Source organism: Microbispora catharanthi (assembly GCF_006334915.2).
Lineage (GTDB): Bacteria > Actinomycetota > Actinomycetes > Streptosporangiales > Streptosporangiaceae > Microbispora > Microbispora catharanthi.
The window spans coordinates 148,251-162,788 of the sequence record NZ_VDMA02000001.1 but is presented as its reverse complement, the minus strand read 5'-3'; the positions used below and the strand labels follow the sequence as shown (position 1 = coordinate 162,788).

The following is a 14,538-nucleotide window of genomic DNA, read 5'->3' as shown; positions in this document are numbered from 1 at the left end:
CGTCTCCCGCTGAGTGGGAGCGGGGCGGCAGGGCGCGAGGTCAGCCGTCGTAGGTGACCTTGAGCCGGTCGCTCAGCGGGATCGCCTGGCAGGCCAGGATCAGGCCGTCGGCGAGGTCCTGCCTGTCGAGCACCGTGTTGTGCTCCAGCTCGACCTCGCCCTCCAGCAGCACGCAGGCGCACGCGCTGCACGAGCCCTCGCGGCAGGAGTACGGCGCGTCCAGGCCGGCCTGCAGCAGCACGTCGAGCAGCCTGTTGCCTCGCGGCCAGGCCAGGGTCCGTGTCTCACCGTCGAGTTCGACCTCGACCGTGCTGGCAGGGCCCGCCGAGTCGAGCACCACCTCGGTCTCCGCGAACGGGTCGATGGTCAGCGACTCGAACTTCTCGACGTGGACGCGCTCCGGCGGCGTCCCGTGCCGGGTCAGGACGTCGACGGCCAGGTCCATGAACGGCCCGGGGCCGCAGACGAACGCCTCCCAGCCGGCGTACGGCCGGGTCAGGCCCGCCAGGCCCGCCGCGGTCGGCAGGCCCTGCACCGACTCCAGCCAGTGGATCACCGTCAGCCGGTCGCCGTGCTCGGCGGCCAGCGCGACCAGCTCGTCCCGGAAGATCACCGAGCTCTCGTCCCGGTTGGCGTAGACGAGCACGACCGCGCCGGTCCCGCCGCGCATGCACGACTTGAGTATCGACATCACCGGCGTGACGCCGCTGCCGCCCGCGAGCAGCAGCAGGTCCTCGTCGAGCGAGGCGGGAGTGAACAGCCCCGAGGGCCGCAGCACCTCCAGCACGTCGCCCTCCGCGACGTTGTCGCAGATCCAGTTGGACCCGTAGCCGCCCCGGGTGCGCTTCACCGTCACCTTGAGCTTGTCGTCGCACACCGGTGAACTGCTGAGCGAGTAGCAGCGCGCCGCGCCCTCGGGCCGCGTGGTGGGCACCCGGATCGTCAGGAACTGGCCGGGTTTGTAGGCGAGCCTGGCCGCGTCTCCCCCGGCGGGTTCCAGCACGAGCGAGTGGGCGTCGGCGGTCTCGCGGATCACCTCCACCACCCGCACCCTGAGCGGTCCCGGCTGCGTCGTCTCGGCCGCGGTCGCCTCTGCCACCGCGGTCACGTCCTGGCCGTGCTCGTCGTACGCGCCCGCAGGGCCGCCTGCCGCGCGGCGATGTAGCCGAAGACGATGGACGGGCCGATCGTGGCCCCCGGGCCGGCGTACTCGTTGCCCATCACCGACGCCGAGGTGTTGCCCGTGGCGTACAGACCCTCGATGGGCGCGCCGTCGGGCCGCAGCACCCGGCTGTGCTCGTCGCACACCAGGCCACCCTTGGTGCCGAGGTCGCCGACCTCGAGGCGGAACGCGTAGTAGGGCGCCTTGTCGATCACGTCGATGTTGGGGTTCTTCAGCGTGGGGTCGCCGTAGTAGCGGTCGTAGGCGCTGTCGCCGCGGCCGAAGTCCAGGTCCTTGCCCGTGCGGGCGAAGCCGTTGAACCGCTCGACGGTCTCGGCCAGCGCGTCCGCCGGGACGCCGATCTGCTCCGCCAGTTCGGCGATCGTGCCGGCCCGGAACGCGATGCCCTGGTCGTAGAACTCCTGGGGAATCGGCATGCCCGGAAGGATCTGCGCGAACGGATAACGCGCCCGCGCCTTGGCGTCCATCACGAACCAGGCCGGGACGTGTCCTCCGGCCAGTTGCTCGTGCACGAAGTTCACGTACGGCGCCGACTCGTTGGTGAACCGCCGCCCGTCCCCCGCCACGACGACCGAAGGCGGGATGCACCGCTCGGACACCAGCGGGATCGTCGCCCCCGCCGGATGCCGCACGGCCGGCATCCACCAGGCGTCGTCCATCAGGTCGAGGGCGGCGCCGACGCGCTCACCGGCCAGGATGCCGTCGCCGGTGTTCTCCCTGGCGCCCATGCCGAAGTCGGGCTTGGCGCCCTCCGGCAGATACCTCTCACGCAACTGCGCGTTGTGGTCGAAGCCGCCGGTCGCCAGCAGCACGCCGTACCGGCCGCGGACGCGGATCGTCCTGCCCTCGCGCTGGGCCACGATGCCGGTGACCACACCGTTGTCGCCGGTGACGAGATCGGTCATCGGCGTCTTCAGCCAGAGTGGGACGCCCGCGTCCTTGAGCGCCATCCGCAGCCGCGCGACCAGGGCGCGCCCGCCGGTGGCCATGTGACGGCGGCGGATCACGTTCGACGACACCCGCCAGGCCGCGACGACCGAGGCCCGGCGGCCGCGCCAGGTGCGCTTGACCATGGCCAGGTCGTGATAGTCCTTCGCGGTGATCCACAGGCCGAGCGGGCCCTTCATGTTGTTCGGCCGCTGATACTTCTCGTCCTCGCCGAGCTTGCGGGTGTCGAACGGCAGGGCCTCGATCGACCGGCCGAGTGGCCGGCCGCCCTCGTACTCCGGGTGGTAGTCGGCGTAGCCCTTCACCCAGAAGAACCGCATCCACCTGCTCTTCTCGAGCAGTTCCATCGCCGCCGGGCCGTTGTCGACGTACGCGTCGAGCCGGGCGGCCGGGACGCGGCCACCGGTCAGCAGGTCGAGGTAGCGGCGGATCGACTCGCGGCTGTCGTCGTGCCCCCTGGCCCGCAGGGTCGGGTTGTTGGGGATCCAGATCCCGCCGCCGGAGATGCCGGTGCTGCCGCCGAACTTGGCACCCTTCTCGACCACGACGCACGACAGCCCGCTGTCGTGCGCGGTCAGCGCGGCGGCCATGCCTCCGCCGCCGCTGCCGACGATGACGAGGTCGAACTCCTCATCCCAGGTGGTCACCGCTCGTCCTTCCTGGTGAGGAAGGCCAGCACGACGCTCTCCCATGCGGCTTTCTGCTCGATCATCACCCAGTGGCCGCAGTTGGGGAACACGTGGACCTCGACGTCCGGGATCGTCCGCATCGGCAGGAGCGCCATGTCGACGGGGCTGACCCGGTCGTCGCGGCCCCAGGTGATCAGCGTCCTGGCCTTCAGCTTGTGGAGCATGGCCCAGTAGGGCGGGGCGTCCGACTTCGCGGCGGCCTTCTGACCGGCGGCGAAGGCGGCCTTGCCGTACATCCGCCGTGCGGCGGCGAGCGTCTCCGGCTCGGTGGCCGGCGCCCAGCGCTCCTCGATCAGCTCCTCGGTGACGAGGGCCGGGTCGTACACCATGGAGTGCAGCCACTGGATGAGCCGCTCGCGGGTGGGCTCCTCGGTGAACTCCATCAGGAGCTTGATGCCCTCGCCCGGCGAGGGGCTGAAGATGTTGCGGCCCATGCCGCCGATGGTCACGAGGCGGCGGATCCGGTCGGGGTGGGCGAGCGCCACCTGCGTGCCCACGATCCCGCCCATCGAGTTCCCGATCACGTCGACCTGCTGGAGCCCGAGCCCGTCGAGGAAGCGGATCACCGCGCCGTTCGCGGCCGCCATCGGATGCTGGCCGGTCGGGTCGCTGACCCCGAATCCGGGGAATTCCAGCACCAGGCAGCGGAAGTGCTCGGCGAACGTCGCCAGGTTGCCGCGATAGTTGCGCCAGCCGGTGACCCCGGGGCCCGAGCCGTGCAGAAGCAGCAGCGGCGGGCCCTGTCCGGCCTCGTGGTAGCGCAGCACGCCCTGATCGGTCGCGAGTTCCCGCAGGGTCGACTCGTAGGTCAGCTCCGTCATCGTCCGTCCCGAATCGCAGGAGTGTCGGATTCCGCGACGCTAACTGGACAGACGCCGCGAACAGGGCGATCATCCCGATGAGCGAGACCGGGGCGGGCGGCCCCGGTGACCTGCTCGGACCGTGACCCCGCCCGTACGCGGCTTCCATTGACCGGGATCCCCGTGCGATCCGCCCACGAGGGGGTTTGTAAGTTCGTTACCTGAGGCACCGACACGCACGCGAGGTGAGTCCATGACCGCTGCACCCGCCGACCCCGAGTTCACCGAGGTGGCGCCGCCGACGCCGGCCGAGTTCCGGCGCGCGCTGGGCATGTTCGCGACCGGCGTGACCGTGGTCACGGGCCTCGACGACGGCGAGCCGGTGGGCTTCGCCTGCCAGTCGTTCGCGTCGGTGTCCCTCGAACCGCCGCTGATCCTCTTCTGCGCCGACCACAAGGGCCGGGCCTGGCCGCGGATCAGGAGGTCGGGCCGCTTCTGCGTGAACGTCCTCGGCGAGGACCAGATCGACCTTTGCGGCCGGTTCGGCTCCAGTAAGGGCGCCAAGTTCGCGGGACTCGACTGGGACCTGTCGCGATGGGGCACTCCGGCGTTGCGGCAGGTGCTGCTGCGCGTCCACGGCGACGTGCGCGACGTGCATGTCGCCGGCGACCACGACGTGATCATCGGCCACGTGCGCGAGCTCGAAACCGTCGACATCGAACAGCGCCCGATGCTGTTCTTCCGCGGCCGGTTCGGCGTGGAGCAGGACGACCAGGCCGCCGCCCTCGGCCCCAATCTGTGGGGCTGGGGCGACCACTGGGGCTGAGCATCGGCCTCCCCCTCACCGCGGCCCCTTCGCGGTGAATCATCACGCCCCGCCGCGGGCCGATCTTGCCGTCCTAGTCTGTGGGCATGCATCGGAGCCGCGTCTACGCCATCCTGATCGACTCCCCTGAGGGCGAGGCCGGCGAGGCCGCGGCCTTCTGGTCCGCCGCCCTCGGCGTCCCCACTCGGGTCGATCCCGAGGAGCCGCAGTTCGTCTCGCTGCACGAGGCGATTGCGGGGCTCACCGTCGCCGTACAGGCGATCGACGGCGCACCCCGATACCACCTGGACATCGAGACCGACGACGTCGAGGCCGAGACCGCACGGCTGACCGCTCTCGGCGCCACGCAGGTGGCGCGTTGGCTGGATTGCCATGTGCTGCGTGTCCCCGGCGGCCAACTGGTCTGCGTCCTTCCCGTGGCGAGCGACCCGGATGTCTTCGCCGCAACCGCCAGGACCTGGCCCTGACTTCGCCCTCGCCTCCCCGCCTGTAACTCCAGCTAATCGCTCCGTCCGGTTGCTCGACGACCTGCGGCGATGAGAAAATTCACACAAGTTTTCGAATTAATGGAGGGAGTGGTGGTGGACCTGTCTGCAGCCCATGACGAATCCCTCCCTGATTCGAAAACCTCCTCAGAGAATTGGCGTGACCGGCTGACCGCCGACTCCCCTCTGTGGGCCTTAGACGACCCCTCCGAAGCAAACGACGGCCCTGCCAGTGGCCGCGCCTCGGGCTCGGATACCGATAGCGCCTCGGACGAAGCCGCAGGTGATCGCCGGGCGGATGGTGAGCGGCGTCGCTCGTCCTGGCTGTTGGTGGCGTCGTTGCGTGAGTCGGCGCAGGCGTTGGCGCTGACGCCGCTTCCGGACGATGCGGATATCTGTCTTGCCGAGGCGGAGGAGTTGCTGTTCGCGCGGGATCGGATCACGTGCGCGTTGGCAGAGCGGGTGGGGCGGGTGCATGGTGCGGGGCGGGCCAAGGGGCATGGGCATGCCTCCACCCGCAGCTGGCTACGCACCGCCGGAGGCATGAGCGTGCCCGGTGCCGGCCGCCTGCTCACGCTGGCGGTGGAGTTGGCGCGTCTGCCGCGGGTGCGGGAGAAGTTCGCCACGGGTGGGTTGGCGGCGGGGGTGGTGGAGGCGATCTGCATGGCCACCGCCCAGTTGAGCGATGAGCATGCGGGGTTGGCCGAGCCGATTTTGCTGGAGCTGGCGGGCAAGGCGGGCGCGGCGGAGGTGGCCAAAGCGGGCCGCTACCTGCGGGCGGTGCTGGACCCCGACGGGGAAGACCGCGATGAGCAGGCCGACTACGGGCGGCGGTTCCTGAGGGTCCGCCCCACGAAGGGGGGCGGCCTGGAAGGGGAGTTCCACCTGCCCCGTGAGGCGGCCGCCCGGCTGCGGGCGTTCCTGGACGCCTACGCCAAACCGCGCGCGGAGGGCGATGACCGGCCGCTGAGGGTCCGCCAGGCGGATGCGTTCATCGCGTTGCTGGAGCAGAAGATCGCCGCCGAGCTCCTGGTCCTGGTCACCGCCGAATCCCTCCCCACCGACCCCGAATCCGCCACCCCCGGCCCCGACCACCCCGCCGACGTGAACGACAGCGGAAGCGCCGACGACCCCGGCCACTTCGAAGACACCGACCCTGGTATTACCGAGGCCGAAGCAGACGCGGAGGCAGAGGCCGATGCCGGTTCCGATGAAGCCGCGGAGCCTCCCCACACGGTGCCTCCGCACGCAGCGCGGCCGGATCCTCCTCCCGAGGATGCCGCTGCGCATCACGCCCACGCCGGGCATCGGCCTGCGGGGGACTGCCGGCATGCGCAGGCCACGCCCGAGGGCGCGGCGGATGATCAGGGCGCATGCGGCTGTAGCGGCGAGCCAGGGGGGTCCTCGGGCGAAATGCCGGGGACGCCACCGGGAACAGCGCCGGAGACGCTGCTCGGGACAGCGCAGGGAACGTCACCGGGAGCGTCGCTGGGGTCGTTGCTGGGAGCGGTCTTGGGGACGGCGCCGGGGGTGTTGCTGGCGACCGGACAGATGCTGCCCGTCTCCAGTGTGCACCGCCTTGCCCGCACCAGCAGCCTGGTCCGCCTGGTCATGGACGCCGAAGGGCAGGTGCTGGACATGGGCCGCAAGTCCCGCCTGGCCACCCCCGCCCAACGCAGGGCGGTGTTCGCCCGTTACGCCACCTGCTGGATCGACGGCTGCCCACTGCCCGCCACCATGTGCCAGATCGACCACGCCGACAACTGGAGCAACGGCGGCCTCACCGACCTGAAACTGCTCGGACCGGCCTGCCAGTTCCACAACCGCGACCGCTACCGCCACCCCGACCGCTACACCCGCCGCAAAGCCGGCACCGACCGCTGGGCCTTCACCTACCACCCGGCCCACACCAGACGGCTGCGGATCTAGATGCGGTCAAGCCGAATCCGGTCGGTCACTCCGATCATTCCGGCCACGACGGGAGGATGCCGTGGGCCGGTTCAGAGCCAGTCGCCGTTCTGGCCGACGGCGAGCAGGCGGTTCATGGTCTCCGGGGACCAGGTGCGGTCCGGCACGCGGTGGACGGCCCGGGACCTGCGCTGGGAGTCAAGGTCGGGGAAGAGGGCGAGCGAGACCTGCCGCGCGGCGTCGACCACAAGCGGGGCCACCTTCTCCAGCGGCGTGCGGGCGTCGCCCACCAGGGAGATGCTGGCCACCGGCCCCTCGTGACCGCGCACGGCCGCGGCGACGCAGGAGATGTCGGGGAAGCACTCCCCCCGCTCGAAGGCGAGCCCGCGGCGCTGCCGGATGCGGTTGAGCTCCTGGTGCAGCGTGCCGATGTCGCCGATCGTCCGGTTGGTCAGCCGGCTGATGTGCCCGTCGATGAGCGCCTCGACCTGCTCGGGCTCCAGCCAGGCGAGGATCGCCTTGCCGAGCGCGGTGCAGTGGGCCGGGGCCCGGCCGCCGACGCGCGACGGAACCGACAGGGCGAACCGGCCGCCGACCTTGTCGAGGTAGAACACCTCGGCGCCGTCGAGCACGGCGAGGTGGACGACCATACCGGTTCTGATCTGCAGGTTGTGCAGCAGCGGCGCGGCGGCCTCCCGGATCTCGCCGTGGCTGCCGTCCCGGCCGCCGAGCCCGAGCGCCCGCTTGCCCAGGCTGTAGCCGAACGACGTGTGGTCCAGCCAGTCCAGCCGTACGAGCTGGTCGAGGATGCGATGAGCCGTCGAGCGCGGAAGGTGTGTGCAGCGGGCCACGTCCTCGAGCGTGAGACGGGTGGAGCGACCGGTGAACGCGTCCATGATCAACGTCATCCGTTCGACCATCGACGGCGGCAGCTCTCGTCGAGCGGGCGCCGTCGCCTCGTGTTCGGCACGGAGAGCGGTCATCACACCTCCCAAAACTGAAATTAATTCTTGCCTCGGAATGTAGCAACGCATCACGTCCCTGGATAGGGGGAAGAGGCCTCCCGGTCTGCTGCCTCGTGCCCGGTTCCGGTCAGCGGGACGAGCGGCGGCTCGGGCAACGGCCTCCACTAGAAAGATTTCTGCGAAGCATGTCGCTGATGTGGAGGTGCGCCGGTGCGGATCGGCATCGTCAGTCCTGTCGTGGTCCGGCTGCCCGGGGTCCACTCCGAGTGGGAACGCGAGGCCGGCATGGACGACCTGGCCCGGATCGCGGAGACCGCCGACCGGCTGGGCTACCACCACCTCACCTGCAGCGAGCACGTGGCCGTCCCGGCCGCCGTCGCCGCCGAGCGCGGCGCCGTCTACTGGGATCCGCTGGCGACCTTCGGCTACCTCGCGGCGCGCACCCGGCGGATCCGGCTGATCACGCAGGTGCTGGTGCTGGGCTACCACCACCCCCTCGCGATCGCCAAGCGGTACGGCACGCTCGACCGCGTCAGCGGCGGGCGGCTCACACTGGGCCTCGGCGTGGGCAGCCTCAAGGAGGAGTTCGACCTGCTCGGCGTGCCGTTCGAGGGCCGGGGGGCGCGGGCCGACGAGGCGATCGCGGCGCTGCGCGCCGCGCTGTCGCAGCGGGAGCCGGAGTTCCACGGCGAGTTCTACGACTTCTCCGGGTTCGTGGTGGAGCCGCACGCCGTGCAGCCCCGGGTGCCGCTGTGGATCGGCGGGCGCACCCCGCGCTCGCTGCGCCGCGCCGCGATGTACGGCGACGGGTGGGTGCCGTTCGGACTGCCCCTGGAGACACTCGCGTCGATGGTCCGCGAGGCGGACCTGCCGGACGCCTTCGACGTCGTGCTGGCGGCGGGCCGGCCGGTGGATCCCCAGGCAGCCCCGGACGCCGCGCGGCGCGCGCTGGAACGGGTGCGCGACGCGGGCGCGACCGTCGCCGGCGTCACCGTCGCCGCGACCTCTGCGGACCACTACCGGGAGCAGTTGGAGGCGCTGCACGACCTCGCCACCGCGATGGGCGCCGGCTTCGGGAGGACCGATGGCTGACACGACGACCGGGACCGACATCGGACGGCGGCTGGCCCGCCTGGAGGAGCGCACCCGCGCCCTGGAGGACGAGCGGGAGGTGACCCGGCTCATCCTCTCCTACGGACCGCTGGTGGACAGCGGCGGCGCGGACGCCGTCGCCGGCCTGTGGGACACCGACGGCGTGTACGACGTGGACGAACTGCTCATGCGCGGGCAGGATCAGATCGCGGCGATGGTGCGCTCCGACGCCCACCAGGGCTGGATCGCGGGCGGCTGCGCGCACTTCGCCGGTCCGCCGCGTGTGACCGTCGCGGGTGACGACGCGATCGCGGTCTCCTACTCCCTGATGGTCACGCACGAGGACGGCGGGTTCGTGCTCCGCCGCGCGACGGCCAACCACTGGACGCTGCGCCGCACGGACACCGGATGGCGGATCGTCAACCGCACCGCCCGGGTGCTGGACGGCCGCCCCGAGTCCCCCGCCCTGCTCGCGAGCGGCGTCTCCACTGCTGTACCGAACGGAGAGCGGGCATGACGGACGACGACCGGCGGCAGATCGTCGAACGGCTCGCCGCGTTCGCCACGCCGCTCGACCGGCGCGACTGGGAGTCGGTCGCGGCCGCCTTCACCCCGGACGCCACCGGCTACCGCCGCACGGGCCGGGCGGAGATCGTCGCCACGATCCGGGCGCACCTCGGCGGCTGATGGCGGTCGGCGACTTCGGGGTTCTCCAGCCCGGCTGAGCCCCCTGTCGCTCGATAGGGTGGAGGCATGCTTTGACGTCTGCCCGATGATCGGGCTCCTCCTCGGTTCTCCTTCGTTCTTCCCACGGTTGACTTCGAAGGAGAATCGATGACCACCTCACGGCACATCGACGTTCCCGACGCGTTCGCCGCCTCCTACGGCGCGCACGGCGCCGAGGAGCGCGCCTGGATCGCCGGGCTGCCGCGTCTGGGCGGCGAGTTCCTGGAACGCTGGGGACTGCGGCCCGACGGCCCGGCGGCCCACGGCATGGCGTCGCTCGTCCTGCCCGTGCTCCGGGCCGACGGGACACCCGCCGTGCTCAAGCTTCAGCGGCTCCGGGAGGAGACCGCCGGCGCGGCCGCCGGACTGCGGGCGTGGAACGGCGACGGTGTCGTGCGCCTGCTCGACCATGACGGGCCAAGCGGCACGCAGTTGCTGGAACGGCTCGACGCGGCCCGGCCCCTGTCCTCGGTGGCCGACGACGTCGCGGCCCTGCGAATCCTGGCCGAGTTGCTGGCCCGCCTGACCGCGGTGCCCGCGCCCGAGGGCGTGCGGGGGCTCGCCGGGGTCGCCGCCGCCATGCTCGACAAGGTCCCGCGGGCCGTACACGCACTGCGTGACCCGGGCGAGCGGCGGCTGGTGCGCGTCTGCGCGTCCGCCGTGGCCGAGCTGGCCGGCGAACCGGGCGACCGCCTGTTGCATTGGGACCTGCACTACGACAACGTCCTCGCCGGGGAGCGGGAACCCTGGCTCGTCATCGACCCGGAACCGCTGGCCGGCGACCCCGGATTCGAGCTGCTGCCCGCCTTGGACAACCGGTGGGACGAGGTGGCGGCCACCGGCGACGTCGCCCGCGCGGTGCTCCGCCGCTTCGACCTGCTGACCGAGGTCGTCGGCCTCGACCGGAAGCGGGCGGCCGGCTGGACCCTCGGCCGCGTGTTGCAGAACGCGCTCTGGGACGTCGAAGACGGCAAGACGGGGCTGGACCCCGTGCAGGTCGCGATCGCCGCGGCCGTACTCACCCGGTGGGGATGAGCCGGACGCGCGTTTCAGGGGTGGTCGGGCATGTTGGTCCAGCCCGGCGATCCACTCGGGGTCGGCGGTCGTGTTCGCCGCCACGGGGGCCGGCACGGCGTGTTTCATCGCTCCGCTCACGCGGGACGCTATCGGCGCGGCGCGGGGCCGGATCGGACCGCTCCCGATGACCGGGACGCGCCCCACACCCGCGCCGTGACCTGTTCGTGACCTTGATAGCCTGCCTGCTCCATAGGCCAGCGGACGGTGCGGGGATCGGGGACCTGATGGGGGAAAGACGGCGGCTGCGTCTCAACGCGCCGCTGGACACGGCCGGGATCGTCCTCGCCGCCACCTTCTTCTCCCTGTCCCTCACGCCGTCGTTGCTGCCCCGGCCCTGGACGCTGCAGGGGATCATCGCGGGCGTGCTCACCGCCACCGGATACCTCGCCGGGGTGTTCGCCGGCACACTCGTACGCCCGGCCGCGGCACGGCTCCCGGCGAAGTGGCGCGCGGCGTGGAACCGCAAGGGACGGCGGCGGGTCCGGCGTCTGGTCGCGACGTTCGGCTGCGGTCTCGGCGCGGCCTCTCTGGTCCTGGGTGTGCGCGCGCAGCGGGACATCTACGTGCTCATGGGGCTGGACCCGCCGGAGCGGCTCAACTATCTCGGCGTTCCGCTGATCGCGGCGGCCCTGTTCCTCGCCCTGCTGGCCGCCGCCCGGGCGCTGCGGATCGCGGCGCGGGCGCTGGGCCGTCTCCTGGGGCGATGGTTCCCCGCGACGGCCGCGCAGTTCGCCGCGGGGCTCGGGGTGGGCGTGCTGGCCGTCTTCCTGACCGACGGGATCCTCACCGAGACCCTGCTCAAGGGGGCCGACCGCAGCTTCGCCGCGATCAACACCGAGACCGCCCCCGGCGTCACCCCGCCGGGGGCCACCACGCTGTCGGGCAGCCCCTCCTCGCTCGTCTCCTGGACGTCCCTCGGCCTGGAGGGCCGCGCCTTCGCCGCGGACGCGCCGACGGTGGGCGAGTTGAGCCGCTTCAGCGGGCGGCCCGCCGTCTCCCCGATCCGGGTCTACGCGGGGCTCGACTCCGCCGAGACCACACACGAAAGGGCCGCCCTGGCCGTACGGGAACTGGAGCGGACCGGCGCGTTCGGCCGCAAGGTGCTCTGCGTGATCACGACCACCGGCACCGGCTGGGTGGACCCCCAGGCGGGCGCCGCCCTGGAGTTCATGTACGGCGGCGACACCGCCCTGGTCTCCATGCAGTACTCCTACCTGCCGAGCTGGCTGTCGTTCCTGGTGGACCGGGAGCGGGCCAGGGCGGCCGGGCGCGAGCTGTTCGACCAGGTGTACGCCCGCTGGTCGGTGCTGCCCGCCGGTCACCGGCCCAAGCTGCTGGTCTTCGGGGAGAGCCTGGGGGCGTTCGGCGCGGAGTCGGCGTTCGGCGGCGACCGGGACCTGCGTGAGCGCACAGACGGCGCGCTGTTCGTCGGGCCTCCGGACAGCAGCGCGCTGTGGCGGCGGCTCGTCGACGGCCGCGACCCGGGCAGCAGGGAGGCGCTTCCCGTCTACCGGGACGGCGAGACCGTGCGCTTCGCCAACCGCCCCTCGGACCTGGATTTCCCCGCGTCACCGTGGAACGCGCCGCGGGTCGTCTACCTCCAGCATCCTTCCGACCCGATCGTGTGGTGGACGCCCAGGCTCGTCCTCGCCCGTCCCGACTGGCTGGAGGAGCGGCGCGGCGACGACGTTCTGCCCTGGATCCGGTGGTATCCGTTCGTGACGTTCTGGCAGATCACCGCCGATCTGGTGTTCTCCCTCGACGCGCCGCCGGGGCACGGGCACGACTACGATGGCGACGTGATCGCCGCCTGGGCGCGGATCGCGCCGCCGGACGGGTGGGACGACGCGCGGACCGCGGCGCTGACCATCCTGCTCGCGAAACACGCGGCAGGGTCAGGCGGGCAGTGAGTCGAGCCAGCCGATCAGCCGGGCCCCCTCGCGCGTCATGATCTCGGGGTCGCGCAGGGCGTTGGCCAGCAGCGACATGCCCTGGTAGGCGCCCACCAGGGTCAGGGCGAGGCCGTCGGGCTCGGGCAGGCCGAGCTCGCGGAACTGTCCCTCGACCCAGTCGAGCAGCAGCCGGATGACCCTGCCCGCCTCCGTGTCCAGGCCGCCCTCGTCTCGTTTGTCCAGCTCGGCGGCGAGCGTGCCGGTCGGGCAGCCGTACCGGGCCGCGAGGTCGCGCTGACCGACCCACATCTCCACGAGTCCCTTGAGCCGCTCCCGGGGGTCCGGCAGGCGCTCCAGCCGTTCGGTGAGATCCCGCAGGTAGCGGGCGTGCTCGGCCAGCGCGGCGGCCACGAGCTCGTCCTTGGTCTTGAAGTAGTAGTACACGTTGCCGACCGGGACGTCGGCGGCGCGGGCGATGTCGGCGATGGTGGTGCGTTCTGCGCCCTGCCGGTGCACCACCTGCGCGGCGGCGGCCATGAGCCGCTGCCGCTTGGCGCTCGCGGCCCTCACCCGGGCACTCGTCGAGTCAGTCACCTGACTAACTATAGGAGGGCCGGGCCCGCGGCCGGACACCGCCGGGCCCGGCGTGACCTTTACCAGTTGGCCGGCAGCCCCGGCGTGGTTGGCGGCAGGGGGTGGTTCTTCGGGTGGATGACGTACACGATCCCGCCGCTGCCGGTGCTGCGCAGCCAGACGTTCTCGAAGTCGGCCCGCGGGTAGACGTGGCGCACCGCGTCGTTGTCCGGCGAGGCGGGGTCGTTGGCGATCACGTCACCGTCGGCGGTGAAGCCGATGATGACCATGAGGTGGCCGTTGGTGCTGTATCCCGCGCCCGGCAGTTCCTCGGCCTTGAACGACTGCGAGGTGACGACCGGGATCCCGGCCCGGATCAGCCGCTCGAGCTCGGTCAGCGAGCGGAGCCGGGTGACGAATCCCTCCAGCCCGTACCGTCCCGCGTAGGCCGCGTTGAACGGCCAGTTGCCCGCCCCCTCGTACGCGTAGTCGTAGGTGTACCGGGCGGCGTAGTCGACCTCGGGGTTGGGGTCGGAGGGGTCCACCCAGGAGGTGTCCTGCTTGCTGGGCCACTTGCCCCAGTAGCCGAGGACCATGGTGGTCGAGGTCGGGCTGCACCACGCCTCTCCCCCGCCGTCCCACTCGGGGTAGTGGCCCTCGTGGACGTTCTGCGAGCGGCGGGGCACGGGCAGCTCGACGCCCCAGGCGATGCCGCCGGGGCTGACCGGGACGGTCGCCCGGTCGGGCACGGCGGAGGCCATCGCGCCGAGCGCGCGCACGACCGGCTTCACGGCCGAGCCCGGCGCGCGGTACAGCGTCACGCGCAGCTGGTAGGAGGTGATCGCCTTGCCCGCCGCGGCCACGAACGTGTCGACCGAGACGGTGCCGTCGGCGTCCCGCTGCCCGGACAGCGACGTGCGGCGGATGTCCTCGTCGCCGTACGCCCAGCGGCCGAGCACGTACCACTTCGTCTGCCCGGCGGCGTGGCGGCCGCGCATCTCGACCTGCAGCCAGCTACCGGCGGGCACGTCGGCGTTCCAGGAGGCCACCAGCTCGGTGGCGGCGAACCCGATGGGCCGCTCGGGGGCGGTCCACCGGGCGTACTCCCAGGTCTTGGTGCCGAGTGCGTCGCTGTAGGAGATCGTGCCCACGGGGGCGGCGAAGGACAGCGTGTCGCCCGCCTTCACGCCCTCCCGCAGGCCGGGGCCGAAGTGGGCCCGCTGGTAGACGACGTCGACGGCGGACGGCGGGGGTTTGGTCACGGCCTCGGCGGCCGTGGAGGTGACGGTGAGGGAGGAGGTCATCAGAAGGGCGGACAGGAACGCGGTCAGCACGCGCATGGCTCACCTCGGGGTCTCGTCGGCGCCCTCGACG

14 protein-coding genes are annotated in these 14,538 nt (G+C 71.9%); 8 read left to right on the top strand and 6 right to left on the bottom strand.

Annotation, left to right across the window (positions count from 1 at the left end; genetic code table 11):
• Positions 1-40: 40 nt before the first annotated feature.
• The 3 genes from FH610_RS00690 to FH610_RS00680 are packed head-to-tail and all read right to left on the bottom strand — an operon-like array spanning position 41 to position 3,641.
• Complete coding sequence (locus FH610_RS00690; RefSeq protein ID WP_276607608.1) at positions 41-1,108, bottom strand: ferredoxin--NADP reductase; 1,068 nt, start codon at positions 1,106-1,108, stop codon at positions 41-43.
• Entirely contained in the window at positions 1,105-2,778 is a 1,674-nt protein-coding gene (locus FH610_RS00685) for an FAD-binding protein (protein ID WP_240808674.1), read from the bottom strand. The genes FH610_RS00690 and FH610_RS00685 overlap by 4 nt, the downstream gene beginning before the upstream one ends.
• Entirely contained in the window at positions 2,775-3,641 is an 867-nt protein-coding gene (locus tag FH610_RS00680; RefSeq protein WP_139572171.1) for an alpha/beta fold hydrolase, read from the bottom strand. The genes FH610_RS00685 and FH610_RS00680 overlap by 4 nt, the downstream gene beginning before the upstream one ends.
• A 232-nt stretch (positions 3,642-3,873) precedes the next feature.
• On the opposite strand from FH610_RS00680, the gene FH610_RS00675 reads away from it, so the two are divergent.
• The 3 genes from FH610_RS00675 to FH610_RS00665 all read left to right on the top strand — a co-directional run bounded on the left by FH610_RS00675 (position 3,874) and on the right by FH610_RS00665 (position 6,860).
• Complete coding sequence (locus FH610_RS00675; RefSeq protein ID WP_139572170.1) at positions 3,874-4,446, top strand: flavin reductase family protein; 573 nt, start codon at positions 3,874-3,876, stop codon at positions 4,444-4,446.
• Positions 4,447-4,532: 86 nt separating this feature from the next.
• Positions 4,533-4,913 (top strand): VOC family protein, encoded by a 381-nt coding sequence (locus tag FH610_RS00670; protein ID WP_139572169.1) that lies wholly within the window; start codon positions 4,533-4,535, stop codon positions 4,911-4,913.
• A 108-nt stretch (positions 4,914-5,021) separates the two neighbouring features.
• Positions 5,022-6,860, top strand: coding sequence for an HNH endonuclease signature motif containing protein (locus FH610_RS00665; protein ID WP_161627872.1), 1,839 nt, complete (start codon positions 5,022-5,024; stop codon positions 6,858-6,860).
• 71 nt (positions 6,861-6,931) lie between these two features.
• Here the strand turns inward: FH610_RS00665 and FH610_RS00660 are convergent, their stop codons facing one another.
• Positions 6,932-7,822 carry an IclR family transcriptional regulator gene (locus FH610_RS00660; RefSeq protein ID WP_205825436.1) on the bottom strand — a complete coding sequence of 297 codons (891 nt, stop codon included), beginning with the start codon at positions 7,820-7,822 and terminating at the stop codon, positions 6,932-6,934.
• Positions 7,823-8,014: 192 nt separating this feature from the next.
• Between FH610_RS00660 and FH610_RS00655 the strand changes: the two genes are divergently transcribed.
• The 5 genes from FH610_RS00655 to FH610_RS00635 all read left to right on the top strand — a co-directional run bounded on the left by FH610_RS00655 (position 8,015) and on the right by FH610_RS00635 (position 12,609).
• Positions 8,015-8,896 (top strand): LLM class F420-dependent oxidoreductase, encoded by an 882-nt coding sequence (locus FH610_RS00655; RefSeq protein WP_139572167.1) that lies wholly within the window; start codon positions 8,015-8,017, stop codon positions 8,894-8,896.
• Positions 8,889-9,413, top strand: coding sequence for a nuclear transport factor 2 family protein (locus FH610_RS00650; protein WP_139572166.1), 525 nt, complete (start codon positions 8,889-8,891; stop codon positions 9,411-9,413). The genes FH610_RS00655 and FH610_RS00650 overlap by 8 nt, the downstream gene beginning before the upstream one ends.
• On the top strand, positions 9,410-9,583 hold the full coding sequence (locus FH610_RS00645; protein ID WP_139572165.1) for a nuclear transport factor 2 family protein: 174 nt from the start codon (positions 9,410-9,412) through the stop codon (positions 9,581-9,583). The genes FH610_RS00650 and FH610_RS00645 overlap by 4 nt, the downstream gene beginning before the upstream one ends.
• 147 nt (positions 9,584-9,730) lie before the next feature.
• Positions 9,731-10,657 (top strand): aminoglycoside phosphotransferase family protein, encoded by a 927-nt coding sequence (locus FH610_RS00640; protein WP_139572164.1) that lies wholly within the window; start codon positions 9,731-9,733, stop codon positions 10,655-10,657.
• Positions 10,658-10,923: 266 nt separating this feature from the next.
• Complete coding sequence (locus FH610_RS00635) at positions 10,924-12,609, top strand: alpha/beta hydrolase (protein ID WP_139572163.1); 1,686 nt, start codon at positions 10,924-10,926, stop codon at positions 12,607-12,609.
• On the opposite strand, the gene FH610_RS00630 is transcribed toward FH610_RS00635, so the two are convergent.
• Positions 12,595-13,185: a TetR/AcrR family transcriptional regulator gene (locus FH610_RS00630; RefSeq protein WP_139572162.1), complete on the bottom strand. Its 591-nt coding sequence runs from the start codon at positions 13,183-13,185 to the stop codon at positions 12,595-12,597. The two genes, FH610_RS00635 and FH610_RS00630, sit on opposite strands and share 15 nt — an antisense overlap.
• 59 nt (positions 13,186-13,244) lie before the next feature.
• Positions 13,245-14,504, bottom strand: coding sequence for a C39 family peptidase (locus tag FH610_RS00625; protein WP_139572161.1), 1,260 nt, complete (start codon positions 14,502-14,504; stop codon positions 13,245-13,247).
• Positions 14,505-14,538 lie beyond the last annotated feature (34 nt).